We start from the raw sequence: 15,189 nt of genomic DNA on the forward strand, positions 1-15,189 counted from the left end.
GCGGACCGTCACTGGACGCGGGTTACGGCAATCTTCCGCCGCTTGAGGTAATCCTGCACGCTCTTTTCGCCAGCGAGATGCCCGGCGCCTACCGCGATGAAGACCGTGCCCGGCGTATCCATGCGCGCGTCGATCCATTCGGCCCAGGTCTTGTTGCGATCGTAGAGCAGCACCTTGGCCAGTTGGGGATCGCTCAGCCCCTGGTTCATCAGCTCGGCCAGCCCCTCGGCATCACCCGCAAGCCACTCGGCCACCATCTGCTCCATCATCGGGACCATGGTATCCATGGTGTCGATGGCCGACATAAGGAAGGCGATCTGCGATTCCTGCGGCAGCGTGTCGAAGACGTTCACCTGAAACTCGACCGTCTCCAGCGCCTCGCGCTTTGCGGATTGCTCCGCCTCTCTTTCGACCACCTTCTCGACCCCGCTTTCCGCAGTCCAGCCGTTCTTCATCAAGGGGAGAACGGCCAGCGTCATCCCGGCAAACCACGGCTCGAACCGGTCGAAGGCATTCACAGGCAGGCCGAGCTCGGTCAGCGCCGCCTCGTATTTCGCGCTCTTGGCTTCTCCCAGCACGCCGCGCAGCGACTGTTCCGGCGGCAGCATGGCCTTGAGGGCGATGGCCTGCTGGGCGGCCGGATCGCTGGTCGCTTCGGCCGGAATTTCCGTGACCAGCGTATCCGCCGAATCCAGCGCGGTCGCGATCGGGCCCTTGAACCAGTCCACATCCTGCGGCAGCGCGTGGACCGTACCGAACAGGTAGATCGTGGTGTCCTCGTCGGCCACCTTCCACAGCGCCGGGCCCTCGGCGGCTGGTGGTGTTGCGACGGCGGTTGCGGAGGCGGACGCCACTTCGCCGCCGGTGTAGCCCGTGCAGCCCTGGAGGCCCATCGCCACGGGGGCTGCCAGCAGAAGGAGATTGCGCGTCATTCTCTCATTTTCCTCGCTTAGGTCCCCGGGCCCCGATTCGGACTTCGGATGTGTTCGGGCGGATTAGCGACAACCGCTATTGTCCCGCAACACCAACAGGTTTCGCCGTGCATCCGGCGGCGGCCGGAAGTTTGCGCTTTCGGGCGAGCGCGCAGGCGGGCATTGACGCGTTTTGGCGCTTCCGCCAAAGCCCCGCGCCATGGACCGTAATCCGCGTAAATCCTTCCAGGACATGATCCTCGCGCTGCACGATTTCTGGAGCGCGCACGGCTGTCTCATCCTCCAGCCCTACGACATGCGCATGGGGGCGGGGACCTTCCACACCGCGACCACGCTGCGCGCGCTGGGGCCGGAACCGTGGAACGCGGCCTTCGTACAGCCCTGCCGCCGTCCGACCGACGGTCGCTATGGCGAAAACCCCAACCGCCTGCAGCACTATTACCAGTACCAGGTGATCCTGAAGCCGAGTCCGCCCGACATCCAGGACCTCTATCTAGAGAGCCTGCGCGTCATCGGGATCGATCCGCTGAAGCACGATATCCGCTTCGTGGAGGACGACTGGGAAAGCCCGACGCTGGGCGCGTGGGGCCTTGGCTGGGAAGTCTGGTGCGACGGGATGGAAGTCACCCAGTTCACCTATTTCCAGCAGATGGGCGGCTTCGACTGCAAGCCGGTCGCTGGCGAGCTGACCTACGGGCTCGAGCGCCTCGCGATGTACATCCAGGGCGTCGATAACGTCTACGATCTCGACTTCAACGGGCAGGGCGTCACCTATGGCGACGTCTTCCTCGAGAACGAAAAGCAGATGTCGAAGTGGAACTTCGAAGTCGCCGAGACCGACGCGCTGTTCGACCTGTTCAACAAGGCCGAGGCGGAGTGCAGGAACGCGCTTGCCAATGAGGTGCCGATCGCTGCGTATGAGCAGGCGGTGGAAGCCAGCCACATTTTCAACCTGCTGCAGGCGCGCGGCGTGATCAGCGTGCAGGAACGCGCCAGCTACATGGGCCGCGTCCGCGACCTCGCGCGCGGCGCTTGCGAAGCGCATATGGAAAAGGAAGCGCCCGTGTGGGCCGAGAAATATCCGGAGTGGTCGAAATGAGCGACTTCCTCCTCGAACTGCGCAGCGAAGAAATCCCCGCCCGCATGCAGGCCGGTGCGCGCTCCGAGCTCGAAAAGCTGTTCCGCCGCGAGATGGAAGCTGCCGGTGTCGAAGCTGGCGAGATCACCGTGTGGTCGACCCCGCGCCGCCTCGCGCTGATCGCGCGCGGCCTGCCTCAAGCAACCGAAGCGGTGAGCGAAGAAGCCAAGGGCCCGCCCGAAGGCGCGCCCGACCAGGCGATCGAAGGCTTCTGCCGCAAGAACGGCGTGAACCGCGAACAGCTGGAACTGCGCGACGTCAAGGGCCGCAACACCTACTTCGCGGTCATCGAGAAGCCCGGCAAGGCGACCAAGGACCTGCTCGCGGAAGCGATCCCCGCGATCGTGCGCGATTTCAGCTGGCCCAAGTCCATGCGCTGGGGCGCTGCCTCGATCAGCACCGAATCCTTGCGCTGGGTTCGCCCGCTCTCGGGCATCGTCGCTTTGCTGGGTGACGACGTGGTCGATTGCGAGGTGCATGGCGTCACCTCGGGTGCAGTCACGCTGGGCCATCGCTTCCACCATTCGGGCGACATCACCATCGGCAATGCCGACGACTACGCGATGAAGCTGCGCGCGGGCCACGTGATCGTCGACCACGCGGATCGGCAGGACCTGATCCGCACAGGCGCGGCCAAGGTCGCGTCCGAGGCCGGTCTCAAGCTGGTCGAGGACGAGGGGCTGGTGATCGAGAACGCGGGCCTGACCGAATGGCCCGTGCCGCTGCTCGGCCGGTTCGAGGAGGACTTCCTCGAGGTCCCGCCCGAGGTCATCCAGCTCACCGCGCGCGTGAACCAGAAGTATTTCGTCTGCGAGGACGCGGCAGGCAAGCTCGCCAACGCCTTCATCTGCACCGCCAATATCGAGGCGGAAGACGGCGGCGCGCGCGTGGTCGACGGCAATCGCAAGGTCCTCGCCGCCCGCCTCTCCGACGCGCGCTTCTTCTGGGACGTCGACCGCAAGAAGACCCTCGCCGAGCACGCCAAGGGGCTGGAGCGGATCACCTTCCACGAGAAGCTCGGCACCGTCGCCGACAAGGTCGACCGGGTGGCCAAACTGGCCCGATGGCTGGTCGAGGAAGGTATCGTCAAGGCTGCCGACCCGGACATGGCCGAACAGGCCGCGCGCCTCGCCAAGGCCGACCTTGTCACCGAAATGGTCGGCGAGTTTCCCGAACTGCAGGGCCTGATGGGCGGCTACTACGCCCGCGCCGAAGGCCTCCCCGATGCCGTCGCCGACGCGATCCGCGACCACTACAAGCCGGTCGGGCAGGGCGATGAGGTGCCGACTGCTCCGGTCACGGTGGCGGTGAGCCTAGCGGACAAGCTCGATACGCTGGCTGGGTTTTTCTCTGTCGACGAGAAACCAACGGGCTCAAAGGACCCGTTTGCACTTCGTCGGGCTGCGTTGGGCGTAATACAACTGATATTGCGAAACGGACTACGACTCTCAGTTCGGGATACGTCCTATGCGGCCTGCATGATGCGTGTGTCGCAAGCGAAGCCAAGTGAACCCAGTGGCGATTCCAAAGAATTCGAGCAGCTCGATCTCGAATGCGATCCAAGCTTTGTCCACGAAGGATTGCCTGACTTCCTCGCAGACCGTCTCAAGGTCCAGCAGCGTGAGGCGGGCGTCCGTCACGACCTGATCGATGCAGTCTTCGCGCTCGGCGGGGAGGACGATCTCGTCCGCCTGCTTTCCCGGGTGAAGGCGCTCCAGTCCTTCATGGACACCGAAGACGGCGCCAACCTGCTCGCTGGCTACAAGCGCGCGGCCAATATCCTCAAGAAGGAGGACTGGCACGGAGCCGAAGGCGAAATCGCGCGCACCGGCGAGGAAGACCCGCTGGCGCTGGTCGACGATCCCGACACGAAGGCGGTGGTCGATGCCAAGATGGCCGAGCGCCATGCGAAAGCGCTTTCCTACACGCCCGAACCGGCCGAGAAGGCGTTGATGGATGCGCTCGCGACCTCGCAACCTGCCGCGGCGCAGGCCATTGCCGCGGAAGACTTCTCCGGCGCGATGGCCGCGCTTGCCTCGCTACGCGCACCGATCGACCGCTTCTTCGACGAAGTGACGGTAAACGCGGATGAAGAAAACAAGCGGGCACATCGGCTCGACCTGCTTGCAGCTTTCCGTGCTGCAGTGCACAAAGTGGCCGACTTCTCGCGCATCGAGGGGTGATTTTTTCCGGCGCAGGGCGTCCCTGTCGCCTTTGGTGGTCCGCAAGGCCTACAAAGCGCCGGAAAACAACGCGTTGATGGTCTAAAACCGAAGGTGACACCGAGTCGCCTTTGTCGCCTTAAGAGGAAATCCCATGTCGGACACGGTCTTCACCTTCGGCGGAAACGCCCCGCATTCGAATGCACGGCAGAAGGACAAGACCGTCACGGGAGGCAAGGGCGCCAACCTGGCCGAGATGGCCAGCATCGGCCTGCCGGTCCCCCCGGGCTTCACCATCGCGACCGAAGAGTGCCTCAAATACCTCGCCGGCGGCAGCGATTTCTCCGAAAAACTGCGCGCAGACGTTCATAACGCGCTCGCACATGTCGAGCGGACGGTCGGCAAGGGCTTTGGCGATGCGGCGGACCCGCTGCTCGTCTCGGTCCGTTCGGGCGCGGCGGTCTCGATGCCGGGCATGATGGACACCGTCCTCAACCTGGGCCTCAACGACGAAACGGTCGAGGGGCTGGCGAAGACCAGTGGCGACGAACGTTTCGCCTGGGACAGCTATCGCCGCTTCATCCAGATGTATGGCGACGTGGTGCTCGGCGTCGATCACGGGCTGTTCGAGGAAGCGCTCGAAATCGCCAAGGAAGATGCGGGCTATTACGCCGATACCGAACTGAGCGCGGACGAGTGGAAGACGCTGGTCGCCGAATACAAGAGCATCGTCGAACAGGAACTCGGGCGCCCGTTCCCGCAGGACCCGGTCGAGCAGCTGTGGGGCGCGATCAGCGCCGTATTTGACAGCTGGGATACGGAGCGCGCCAAGGTCTATCGCCGCCTCAACGATATTCCGCACGACATGGGCACGGCGGTGAACGTGCAGGCGATGGTGTTCGGCAACATGGGCGACACCAGCGCCACCGGCGTCGCCTTCACCCGCGATCCGTCGACCGGCGAGCGCGCCTATTACGGCGAATGGCTGGTGAATGCGCAGGGCGAGGACGTGGTGGCGGGCATTCGCACGCCGCAATATCTGACCAAGGCCGCGCGCGAAGCCGCAGGCGCCGAAAAGCCGAGCATGGAAGAGGCAATGCCGGAGGCCTTTGCCGAGCTCGCGCATCTCTTCGAGCTGCTCGAAAAGCATTATCGCGACATGCAAGACATCGAATTCACCGTGCAGCAGGGCAAGCTGTGGCTGCTGCAGACCCGCAACGGCAAGCGCACCGCCAAGGCCGCGCTGAAACTGGCTGTCGACATGGTGGGAGAAGGGCTGATCGACGAGAAAACCGCGATCCTGCGGGTCGATCCCATGGCACTCGACCAGCTCCTCCACCCGACGCTCGATCCGGATGCGCCGCGCGACGTGTTGACCACCGGACTTCCGGCCTCCCCCGGCGCGGCAAGCGGCAAGATCGTGCTCGACGCCGACACGGCCGAACTGTGGGCCAGTCGCGGGGAGAAGGTCATCCTCGTCCGCGTCGAGACGAGCCCTGAGGACATTCACGGCATGCATGCCGCCACCGGCATCCTCACCGCGCGCGGGGGGATGACCAGCCACGCGGCGGTGGTCGCGCGCGGGATGGGGCGACCCTGCGTCTCGGGCGCCTCGCATGTGTCGATTGCGCGCGAAGGGCGCACGCTCACCATCGGCAATCGCGATCTCAAGGAAGGCGACGTCATCACCATCGACGGCGCCAATGGGCAGGTCATGGCGGGCGAAGTTGCTACTATCGAGCCCGAACTGGCAGGCGATTTCGGCACGCTGATGGAATGGGCCGACCGGCACCGCCGTATGCGCGTGCGCACCAATGCCGAGACCGAAACCGAATGCCGCATGGCACGCCAGTTCGGTGCCGAGGGCATCGGGCTCTGCCGCACGGAGCACATGTTCTTCGATGCCGACCGGATCAGCCTGGTGCGCCAGATGATCCTCGCCGAGAACGAGGCGGGCCGGCGCGCGGCGCTCGACAAGCTGCTGCCCGAACAGCGCGGCGATTTCGTTAAGATTTTCGAGGTGATGGCGGGCCTGCCGTGCACCATCCGCCTGCTCGACCCGCCACTCCACGAATTCCTGCCGCATGGCGATGAGGATTTCGAGGACCTGGCCGAAGCCAGCGGGGTGACGGTCGAGAAGCTGCGTCGCCGCGCGGGCGAGCTGCACGAGTTCAACCCGATGCTGGGCCATCGCGGCTGCCGCCTCGGCATCACCTATCCCGAGATCTACGAAATGCAGGCGCGCGCCATATTCGAGGCCGCCTGCGAGGTCGCCAAGGCGAGCGGCGAAGCGCCGGTCCCGGAAATCATGATCCCGCTGGTGGCGACGCGGCGCGAACTGGAGCTGCTCAAGGATGTCGTCGACCGGACGGCGCAGCAGGTGTTCGCGGACACGGGCTGCAGCGTCCAGTATCTCGTCGGCACCATGATCGAACTGCCGCGCGCCGCGCTGATGGCGGGCGAGATCGCGGAAGTGGGCGAGTTCTTCAGCTTCGGCACCAACGACCTCACGCAGACGACGCTGGGCGTGAGCCGCGACGATGCCGGGCGTTTCCTCACAACCTATGTCGACAAGGGCATCTTCGCGCGCGATCCGTTCGTCAGCCTCGATGTCGATGGCGTGGGGCAGCTGGTCGAGCTGGCAGCGGAGCGGGGCAGGGCAACGCGCAAGGGGCTGAAGCTCGGCATCTGCGGCGAGCATGGCGGCGATCCGGCAAGCATCGCCTTCTGCGAGGCGACCGGGCTGGATTATGTCAGCGCCTCGCCCTATCGCGTGCCGATTGCGCGACTCGCCGCGGCGCAGGCTAGCCTTCGCTAGTCTTTCCAGCCTGTTAGGGTCAGTATCTCGAAGCTTTCGAGGACGCGACCCCGCTTGTTGGCGCCAGCGAGGAAGGATTGGCGGGCGCGTTCGAGTGCCTCCCTGCCAAGGGGAGGAGCGGGCCGTGCCAGTGAACTGGTGAGGCCTTGGTCTCGCAGGTCCGACACGAGCCGGTCGAGCGAGGCGAAGGACACCGTCAGCGTCCGGCTGTCGACCACCTGGCGCTTGAACAGCGCCCGCTGCATCAGCGCGGAGGCCGCCGCATTGTCGACCAGCGGATGCATGCGGGCAGCCGGCCGGTCGGGTTCGGAAGCGATCATGGCCCGCCTCAGGTTCGCGAGGCTCCCGGCACCGATGATGCTGGCGAACAGGATGCCGTCCTCGCCCAGCGCGCCGCGCAGGTGGAGCAGGGCGCCCGGCAGGTCGTTGACCCGGTCGAGCGAGGCGAGCGAGACGATGAGGTCGTAGGGCGCACCGGGGGTCGGCCGCTCCTCGTCGAGGCTGGCGACATCCGCCTCCTCGACCTCCGCACCAAGGCCGCGCAGCGAGAGCGCCAGCGTCCCGGTCCAGTCGCCGATCACCAGCACGCGCCGCGGCGACATGCGCATGAACTCGAGCCGGTCGAGCACGTCCTCGACCATGTCGTCCATCAGGTAGCGGGCGGCATCGCGCTGGGACTGCCGGACCCGCGCGCGGCGCAGCCCCGCGATCCGGCGGTCGCGCGAAAAGATGCGGGGAGGGGGCTTGCTCGCCATGCCGATGCCCTGCCGCGCTTGCACGACGGGTGCAAGCGCGGCAACACGATGAAATGTCGACAAGACGTTTCCTCGCCGAAAGCCTCGCGCCGCTGGTCGACTTCGTCTATCCGCCGCGCTGCCCGGCGTGCGGGGACGCCGTCGGAGAACAGGGCGGGTTGTGTCCGCCGTGCTGGCAGGATCTCGTCATCCCTTCCGAACCGTGTTGCGCCGCGTGCCAGCGTCCTTTCGGGGAGAGCGAGCTCCAGCCAGGCAGCCTTTGCGTCCCATGCCTCGCCAATCCGCCCCTGCATGACGGGATCGCGGCGGGCACGCTTTACACCGAAACCTCGCGCAAGCTGGTGCTTGCGCTCAAACACGGTGGCCGGATCGCGCTCGCGCCGCTGCTTGCGGGCCTCATCGCGGCACGGCTGCCAGAGCGCGATCCGGGCAGGGTGATCGTACCCGTGCCCCTGCATCGCCGCCGCCTGTGGCAGAGGGGATATAACCAGGCGGTGCTCCTGGGGCGCGAGCTCGGAAAACGGGGACACGGTCGCCTCACTGTCGACGCGCTGGTCCGCTCGAAGCCGACGCCCAGCCTGGGCGGGCTCGGGAAGAAAGCGCGCGCCAAGGTGCTCGCGGGGGCAATCTCCGTGCGAGAAGGCGCTCGGAAATCCATCGAAGGGGCGGATGTGATCCTCGTCGACGACGTGCTGACCAGCGGCGCGACCAGCGAAACATGCGTCAGGGCGCTCAAGCGAGCGGGCGCTCGCAGCGTGATCGTCGCGTGTTTCGCGCGTGTGCTAGATGAGGCGATCGATCCGGCGAAACGCTCGGCCGCCTGACGTGAAACGCCCGGGTCCTTGCGAACCCGGGCGCCACGTGACGAATAATACCGGACCGGCCTTTCGACGACGGTGCAGCCCCCCAGCCAACACCTCGGTCCATCCCTCATCGTTTTCCGGATGCGCCGCGAAACCCTCATCGCGGCAGCGGATCCGGGACCCCCATGAACCTGGCGCTCTAACGGCACCGATGCTCCGGTGGGCGAACCTCATCGGCCCGCAAAAGGGAATGTTCACTAAAGCGGCCGTTCATGGAATATGCATTTACTAAGCCGCTCGATTTTGGAACGGGTTTGTTGTTATCCTGCAACAAGACCGTCGCAACGCTACAACCCCCGGAAGAGGACGATCCCGCGTGCCAAAACAATCCGATCGGGAAACCGGCACCACGCTCATGCCCAAGTTCGACGATCGCGGGTTGCTCAGTGCGGTCGTGGTCGATGCGCATTCGAAAGACGTCCTGATGGTGGCCTTCATGGATCGCGAGGCGCTCGACCTGACGCTCGAAACGCGCGAGGCGCACTTCCATTCACGCTCCCGCGGCAGGCTGTGGAAGAAGGGTGAGAGCTCGGGGAACGTGCTCAAGGTGCAGGAAATCCTGGTCGACTGCGATCAGGATGCCGTTGTTCTGGAATGCATTCCTGCCGGGCCGACCTGCCATACCGGCGCCACCAGCTGCTTCTACAGGGTTGTGGACGGGCGGACTCTCCAGCCCGTAAAGACTTGACGCTTACGTAAACGTTCGGTAACGCGGCGACATGACACAGCCGCTGCCCAAGGATGCGCCGCGTGGCGAACAGGATCGTCGCCATGCCGGCGCGCATATCGATCGCCCGGACGCTTTCGACCGCGAACAATATTCCATCTCCGACCTCACCAGCGAATTCGGCTGCACGGCTCGCGCGCTGCGCTTCTACGAGGACGAGGGCCTGATCGCCCCGTCCCGCGTCGGCCTGACGCGGATCTACTCCAAGCGCGATCGTGCCCGCCTGGCATGGATCATGCGCGCCAAGAACGTCGGCTTCTCGCTCACCGAGATTCGCGAGATGATCGACCTCTACGATCTTGGCGACGGTCGGCAGGAACAGCGCCGGGTCACAATCGAAAAGTGCAAGACGCACGTCGCGAAGCTGAAGGCCCAGCGCGCCGACATCGACAGCTCGATCAAGGAGCTGAGCGAATTCATCGAGCAGATCGAAACTCTCGACCTCGACTGACCTGAACCAAACCTTCCAATCCCAAGGACACGCAGATGCCCACCTATAGCGCCCCCACCCGCGACACCCGCTTCATCGTCAACGAAGTCCTCGATCTCGCCAGCTACGGCAATCTGCCCGGCTTCGAGATGGCGAGCCCCGACGTGACCGATGCGGTCATCAACGAAGGTGGCAAGTTCTGCGCCGAAGTGCTCGCGCCGATCAATCAGTCGGGCGACCAGGAAGGCTGCACCCGCCACGAAGACGGTTCGGTGACGACGCCCAAGGGTTTCAAGGAAGCCTTCGACCAGTTCCGCGCGGCCGGCTGGGGCACGCTGGCGCATCCGGAAGAGTTCGGCGGGCAGGGCATGCCGCACGTCCTCGGCTTCGTGATGGAAGAGTTCATCTCCAGCGCCAACCAGGCCTTCGGCATGTATCCGGGCCTGACCAATGGAGCGATCTCGGCGCTGATCGCCAAGGGTTCGCAGGAACAGAAGGAAATGTACCTGCCGAAGATGGTCTCGGGCGAATGGACCGGCACCATGAACCTGACCGAGCCGCATTGCGGCACCGATCTCGGCATGATCCGCACCAAGGCGGAACCCCAGGCCGACGGCAGCTATGCGATCACCGGAACCAAGATTTTCATCTCGGCCGGCGAACACGACATGAGCGAGAACATCATCCACCTCGTCCTCGCCAAGACCCCTGGTGCGCCCGACAGCACCAAGGGTATATCGCTGTTCGTCGTGCCCAAGTTCCTGGTCAATGAAGACGGTACGCCGGGCGAGCGCAATGGCGTGATGTGCGGCTCGATCGAGCACAAGATGGGCATCCACGCGAACTCGACCTGCGTCCTCAACTACGACGGCGCCAAGGGCTGGCTCGTGGGCGAAGAAAACAAGGGCCTTGCAGCCATGTTCATCATGATGAACGCAGCGCGCCTCGGCGTCGGCATCCAGGGCCTGAGCCAGGCCGAAGTCGCCTACCAGAACGCCGTTGCCTATGCGCTCGACCGTCGCCAGGGCCGCGCGCTGACCGGTCCGGCCGATCCGAACGCGCAGGCCGACCCGATCTTCGTCCACCCCGACGTGCGCCGCATGCTGATGGATGCCAAGACCTTCACCGAAGGCATGCGCATGCTGTGCCTGTGGGGCGCGCTGCTGGTCGATCTCAGCCACAAGGCGCAGACCGAGGAAGAGCGCGAGGAAGCCGACGCCATGATTGGCCTGCTGACCCCGGTCATCAAGGGTTACGGCACCGACAAAGGCTACGAAGTCGCCACCAACATGCAGCAGGTCTTCGGCGGCCACGGCTATATCGAGGAATGGGGCATGAGCCAGTTCGTGCGCGACGCCCGCATCGCCCAGATCTACGAAGGCACCAATGGCGTGCAGGCGATGGACCTGTGCGGCCGCAAGCTCGCCAGCAAGGGCGGCGCGGCGATCCAGGCCTTCTTCAAGGCAGTCGGCGACGACATCGCCGCGGCCAAGGGCGACGAGACGCTGGCCCCGCTGGCAGAGCAACTGGAAAAGGCGCTCGGCCATCAGCAGGCGGCGACCATGTGGTTCATGCAGAACGCAATGCAGAACCCCAACCACCTCGGTGCCGGTGCGCATCACTACATGCACATCATGGGCATCGTCTCGCTCGGCTGGATGTGGCTGCGCATGGCCAAGACCGCGCAGGCGGCGCTGGCCGGCGGCAGCGACGACAAGGCGTTCTACGAAGCGAAGCTCGCCAGCGCGCGCTACTACATGGACCGTTTCCTGCCCGACGCCGGCGCGCTGCGCCGCAAGCTCGAGAGCGGTTCGGACAGCATGATGGCGCTCGGCGAAGAGGCTTTCGCCACAGCGGCCTGATCACTGCAAGGGCGGTCGCGCATCGCGCGGCCGCCTCGTCGCATCTCAAGGGTTCGCGGTTTCAGTCTCCCGTGGAACGACGCATTTCGCGGTGACGACGATTGCCTCGAGCATTGCCGGCGTGTCTTGCGGCCGATGAGGACACCCCGTGAGACGGAACTGCACCTTGGGCAGCATGACCCAAAAATATTTGCCCTCCAGCTCGCGGGCGACTTTGAATCTAGCACGCCGGCCCGCTTGGGCCTCTACGACGCTCGTCAGGAAAGCATTCCCGCCCTCGACCACGACGGTATGCACAATCCTTTGCTCGGGGCCGACCAGAGCAAAGACCTGGACGACGCCCTCTTCTCTTCGGCGAAGCGCGCGCTTGGGATAGTCTGAATCGAAAACAAGGGGTCGCTGCAGGACTTGCCTGGTCACCCAGGGTTATGCCGCTGACGGCATCCGAAGGATCGGCGCTGGCCACATCGGAAACGATTGCGGCGACAATTGCTAGCACGAGCGAGGCAAAACTCGCGCCCCTCATCCCAGCACCACGTCAAACAAGGCATACATCGCCGCCCAGCTCTGCCGGTCGGCACTCGCGTTGTAGGCAGGGTTGGGTGAGCCATCGAGCATGTGCGGATTGGTGAAGCCGTGCTCGACGCCCGCGTAGCTGTGGAAGTGCCAGTCGGCCTGCACGCCGTCCATCTCTTCCCAGAAACTCGTGACCTGACTGCGCGGCACCAGCGCATCGGCATCGCCGTGACACACGAGGATCCGCGGCTTGATCGGCTTGTCGGCGGGGAGGAGAGTTTCGAGCAGCCCGTGGAAACTCACCACAGCCGTTAGCACCTGCCCGTCGCGCGCCATCTCGAGGACGGCAAAACCGCCGAGACAGAAACCGATGGCGAGATGCGGCATATCGGGATGCAATTCTCGCAGCAGTTCGAGAGTTGCCCGGAAGCGCGCCCTTGCGGCCTGCGGATCGGACCGCAGCCTCGTCATGGCGGCAAAGGCCGCCTCGAAATTCGACGGGGCATCGGGGCCGTAAAAGTCGCCGATGAGGACGGCGTATCCCGCCTCCACCAGCGCCTCGGCCTTGGCCTCGACGCCGGGCGTTGAATTCATGAAGGTCGGAAAGATCGCGACCGCCGCCCGGGGCGTGCTTTCCGGCACACCGTGCAAGCCGGTCAACGGGACCTCACCGTCCCGATAGGCAATCCTTTCGAGTCCGCTCACTCGGGCAGGAAGTCCGGTACCGACAGGTAGCGTTCGCCCGTGTCGTAGTTGAAGCCGAGCACGCGGCTGCCGGCGGGCAGGTCGGGCAGCTTCTTGGCGATAGCGGCCAGCGTCGCGCCGCTGGAAATGCCCACGAGCAGGCCTTCCTTGGCCGCGCACTGGCGGGCCATCTCCTTGGCGGCCTCGGCGTCGACCTGGATCGCGCCATCGATCGCCTGTGTGTGCAGGTTCCCGGGCAGGAAACCCGCGCCGATGCCCTGGATCGGGTGCGGGCCGGGCTGGCCGCCGCTAATCACGGGCGAAAGTTCGGGTTCGACCGCATAGGCCTTCATCTCCGGCCAGCTCTCCTTGAGCTTCTCAGCGCATCCGGTCAGGTGGCCGCCCGTGCCGACGCCGGTGATCATCACGTCGACCGGCGTGTCGGCGAAGTCGTCGAGGATTTCCTTCGCCGTTGTGCGCGCGTGGACCTGCCAGTTGCTGTCGTTGTCGAACTGGCTGGGCATCCAAGCACCGTCGATTTCGGACACCAGCTCCTGTGCGCGTTCGATCGCGCCCTTCATGCCCTTTTCCTTGGGCGTGAGGTCGAAGCTGGCGCCATAGGCAAGCATCAGGCGGCGGCGCTCGATGCTCATGCTTTCGGGCATGACGAGGATCAGCTTGTAGGCCTTGACGGCCGCTGTCATGGCGAGGCCGATCCCGGTGTTGCCGCTGGTCGGCTCGACGATCGTGCCGCCAGGCTTGAGTTTGCCCGACGCCTCCGCATCCTCGATCATAGCAAGGCCGATGCGGTCCTTGATCGAACCGCCGGGATTGGCGCGCTCGCTCTTCACCCAGACCTCGTGGTCGGGGAAAAGGCGCGCAAGGCGGATGTGCGGGGTGCCGCCGATGGTGGCGAGGACGGAGTCGGCTTTCATGGCATCTGCTCCTTGAGTTGTTCTTCGGGGGGAGTGTCTAGCAATTCTTGCGGAGGGTCAAAGGTCCGCGTGGTGCGCAGGACCGGGAAGATCCGGCTCCAGATGGCGACAGTGACGATCGCCCCCGCGCCGCCGCCGACCACCGCGATCACCGGACCGAAGACGAATGCGAGCGATCCGGAGAAGAAATCGCCGAACTCGTTCGAGGCGCTGATCGTCAGCAGGCTGACCGAGGAAACGCGGCCGCGCTTGTCGTCGGGCGTGTGCAGCTGGATCAGCGACTGGCGGATATAGACGCTGAACATGTCCGCCGCGCCGACAATGAATAGCATCGCGAGACTGAGCGGCATGGATTTCGAGAGGCCGAAAACCACCGTCGCGAGCCCGAAGATCGCCACGGCCCAAAGCATCTTCGGGCCCACATTGGTTTTGAGAGGGCGGAACGAGAACCACAGCGCAGTCAGCGCCGCGCCGACTGCCGGTGCCATGGCCAGCTGGGCGAGCCCCGTTTCGCCGACCTGCAGAATGTCGCGTGCATAGACCGGGAACAATGCCGTCGCTCCAGCCAGGAAGACCGCAAAGAGATCGAGCGTAATCGCGCCGAGCACCATCTTGTTGCGCACGACGTAGCGCAGGCCCTCTACCATCTGGTGGATGGGCCTCTTGTTCTGTTCGCGCGGCGGCTGCGGGACCTTGCCGACGAACGAGATCGCAGTGATCGAGACCGCAAACAGGCCGGTCGCCATCAGGTAGGGCAGGGCGGGCATGATCGCATAGGTGTAGCCACCGATTGCCGGGCCAACGATCATCCCGACCTGCCACGCAATGCTCGACAGGGCGATGGCATTGGGCAGGATGGCCTTGGGCACGAGGTTCGGAGCAAGCGCCGATAGCGCGGGTCCATTGAACGCTCGTACGATCCCGAGGACGACGGCGACACCATAGAGCCAGGCGAGCGAGAGGTCCTCGTGCCATGTCAGGAAAGCCAGCGTCGCGGCACAGGCCAATTGCGCGATCATGGTCAGCCGCGCGAGGCTGCGCCGGTCGAAATGGTCGGCGGCCCAACCTGAAAACGGCGTGAGGACAAAGAGGGGCAGGAATTGCAGCAGGCCGATAAGTGCCAGCTGGCCCGAAGCCTCGGCGACGTTCAGCCCACCATCGCGCGCGATATTGTAGGTCTGCCACCCGATGATCAGCATCATCGCATATTGCGCCAGCGTCATCGTCAAACGGCTCAGGAAATAGGCGCGGAAATTGGGTATTCGCAGCGGCGAATGATCGGGGGACGGGTCGGCTTGCGTTTCGCTCACGCCAAAATGCATGGCAGGCGCGCCTTCGGTTGTGAAGACGCGCCTGCTTTGCGCTCT

At 64.9% G+C, this 15,189-nt stretch carries 13 protein-coding genes; 8 read left to right on the plus strand and 5 right to left on the minus strand.

The window, feature by feature from the left end:
• Window positions 1-8: 8 nt before the first annotated feature.
• On the minus strand, window positions 9-932 hold the full coding sequence (locus tag K3172_RS09285; protein ID WP_221589369.1) for a TraB/GumN family protein: 924 nt from the start codon (window positions 930-932) through the stop codon (window positions 9-11).
• A gap of 199 nt (window positions 933-1,131) precedes the next feature.
• On the opposite strand from K3172_RS09285, the gene K3172_RS09290 reads away from it, so the two are divergent.
• The 3 genes from K3172_RS09290 to ppdK all read left to right on the plus strand — a co-directional run bounded on the left by K3172_RS09290 (window position 1,132) and on the right by ppdK (window position 7,050).
• Window positions 1,132-2,031, plus strand: coding sequence for a glycine--tRNA ligase subunit alpha (locus tag K3172_RS09290; RefSeq protein ID WP_221589371.1), 900 nt, complete (start codon window positions 1,132-1,134; stop codon window positions 2,029-2,031).
• A complete protein-coding gene (gene glyS / locus K3172_RS09295; RefSeq protein WP_221589373.1) occupies window positions 2,028-4,253 on the plus strand; it encodes a glycine--tRNA ligase subunit beta in 2,226 nt (741 codons plus the stop codon). Before K3172_RS09290 ends, glyS begins: the two co-directional genes overlap by 4 nt.
• A 133-nt stretch (window positions 4,254-4,386) precedes the next feature.
• Complete coding sequence (gene ppdK, locus K3172_RS09300) at window positions 4,387-7,050, plus strand: pyruvate, phosphate dikinase (RefSeq protein ID WP_221589375.1); 2,664 nt, start codon at window positions 4,387-4,389, stop codon at window positions 7,048-7,050.
• Here ppdK and K3172_RS09305 read toward each other — a convergent pair.
• Window positions 7,047-7,805 (minus strand): methyltransferase domain-containing protein, encoded by a 759-nt coding sequence (locus tag K3172_RS09305; protein WP_221589377.1) that lies wholly within the window; start codon window positions 7,803-7,805, stop codon window positions 7,047-7,049. The two genes, ppdK and K3172_RS09305, sit on opposite strands and share 4 nt — an antisense overlap.
• A gap of 53 nt (window positions 7,806-7,858) precedes the next feature.
• On the opposite strand from K3172_RS09305, the gene K3172_RS09310 reads away from it, so the two are divergent.
• The 5 genes from K3172_RS09310 to K3172_RS09330 all read left to right on the plus strand — a co-directional run bounded on the left by K3172_RS09310 (window position 7,859) and on the right by K3172_RS09330 (window position 12,068).
• The gene (locus K3172_RS09310) at window positions 7,859-8,629 is read left to right on the plus strand and encodes a ComF family protein (RefSeq protein WP_221589379.1); all 771 of its coding nucleotides are present in this window, start codon (window positions 7,859-7,861) and stop codon (window positions 8,627-8,629) included.
• 394 nt (window positions 8,630-9,023) lie between these two features.
• Window positions 9,024-9,356, plus strand: coding sequence for a phosphoribosyl-AMP cyclohydrolase (gene hisI, locus K3172_RS09315; protein WP_221591079.1), 333 nt, complete (start codon window positions 9,024-9,026; stop codon window positions 9,354-9,356).
• A 31-nt stretch (window positions 9,357-9,387) separates the two neighbouring features.
• Window positions 9,388-9,846, plus strand: a complete 459-nt coding sequence (locus K3172_RS09320) for a MerR family transcriptional regulator (RefSeq protein ID WP_221589381.1) — start codon at window positions 9,388-9,390, stop codon at window positions 9,844-9,846.
• A gap of 35 nt (window positions 9,847-9,881) precedes the next feature.
• A complete protein-coding gene (locus K3172_RS09325) occupies window positions 9,882-11,687 on the plus strand; it encodes an acyl-CoA dehydrogenase C-terminal domain-containing protein (RefSeq protein ID WP_221589383.1) in 1,806 nt (601 codons plus the stop codon).
• Window positions 11,688-11,822: 135 nt separating this feature from the next.
• Window positions 11,823-12,068: a hypothetical protein gene (locus K3172_RS09330; RefSeq protein WP_221589384.1), complete on the plus strand. Its 246-nt coding sequence runs from the start codon at window positions 11,823-11,825 to the stop codon at window positions 12,066-12,068.
• Between the two features lie 141 nt (window positions 12,069-12,209).
• On the opposite strand, the gene K3172_RS09335 is transcribed toward K3172_RS09330, so the two are convergent.
• The 3 genes from K3172_RS09335 to K3172_RS09345 are packed head-to-tail and all read right to left on the minus strand — an operon-like array spanning window position 12,210 to window position 15,144.
• Window positions 12,210-12,854 (minus strand): dienelactone hydrolase family protein, encoded by a 645-nt coding sequence (locus K3172_RS09335; protein WP_247718126.1) that lies wholly within the window; start codon window positions 12,852-12,854, stop codon window positions 12,210-12,212.
• A 50-nt stretch (window positions 12,855-12,904) separates the two neighbouring features.
• Window positions 12,905-13,822 carry a cysteine synthase A gene (cysK, locus tag K3172_RS09340; RefSeq protein WP_221589389.1) on the minus strand — a complete coding sequence of 306 codons (918 nt, stop codon included), beginning with the start codon at window positions 13,820-13,822 and terminating at the stop codon, window positions 12,905-12,907.
• Window positions 13,819-15,144: an MFS transporter gene (locus K3172_RS09345; RefSeq protein WP_221589390.1), complete on the minus strand. Its 1,326-nt coding sequence runs from the start codon at window positions 15,142-15,144 to the stop codon at window positions 13,819-13,821. The genes cysK and K3172_RS09345 overlap by 4 nt, the downstream gene beginning before the upstream one ends.
• Window positions 15,145-15,189 lie beyond the last annotated feature (45 nt).

Source organism: Qipengyuania proteolytica, from assembly GCF_019711565.1.
GTDB classification, from domain to species: Bacteria; Pseudomonadota; Alphaproteobacteria; order Sphingomonadales; family Sphingomonadaceae; genus Qipengyuania; species Qipengyuania proteolytica.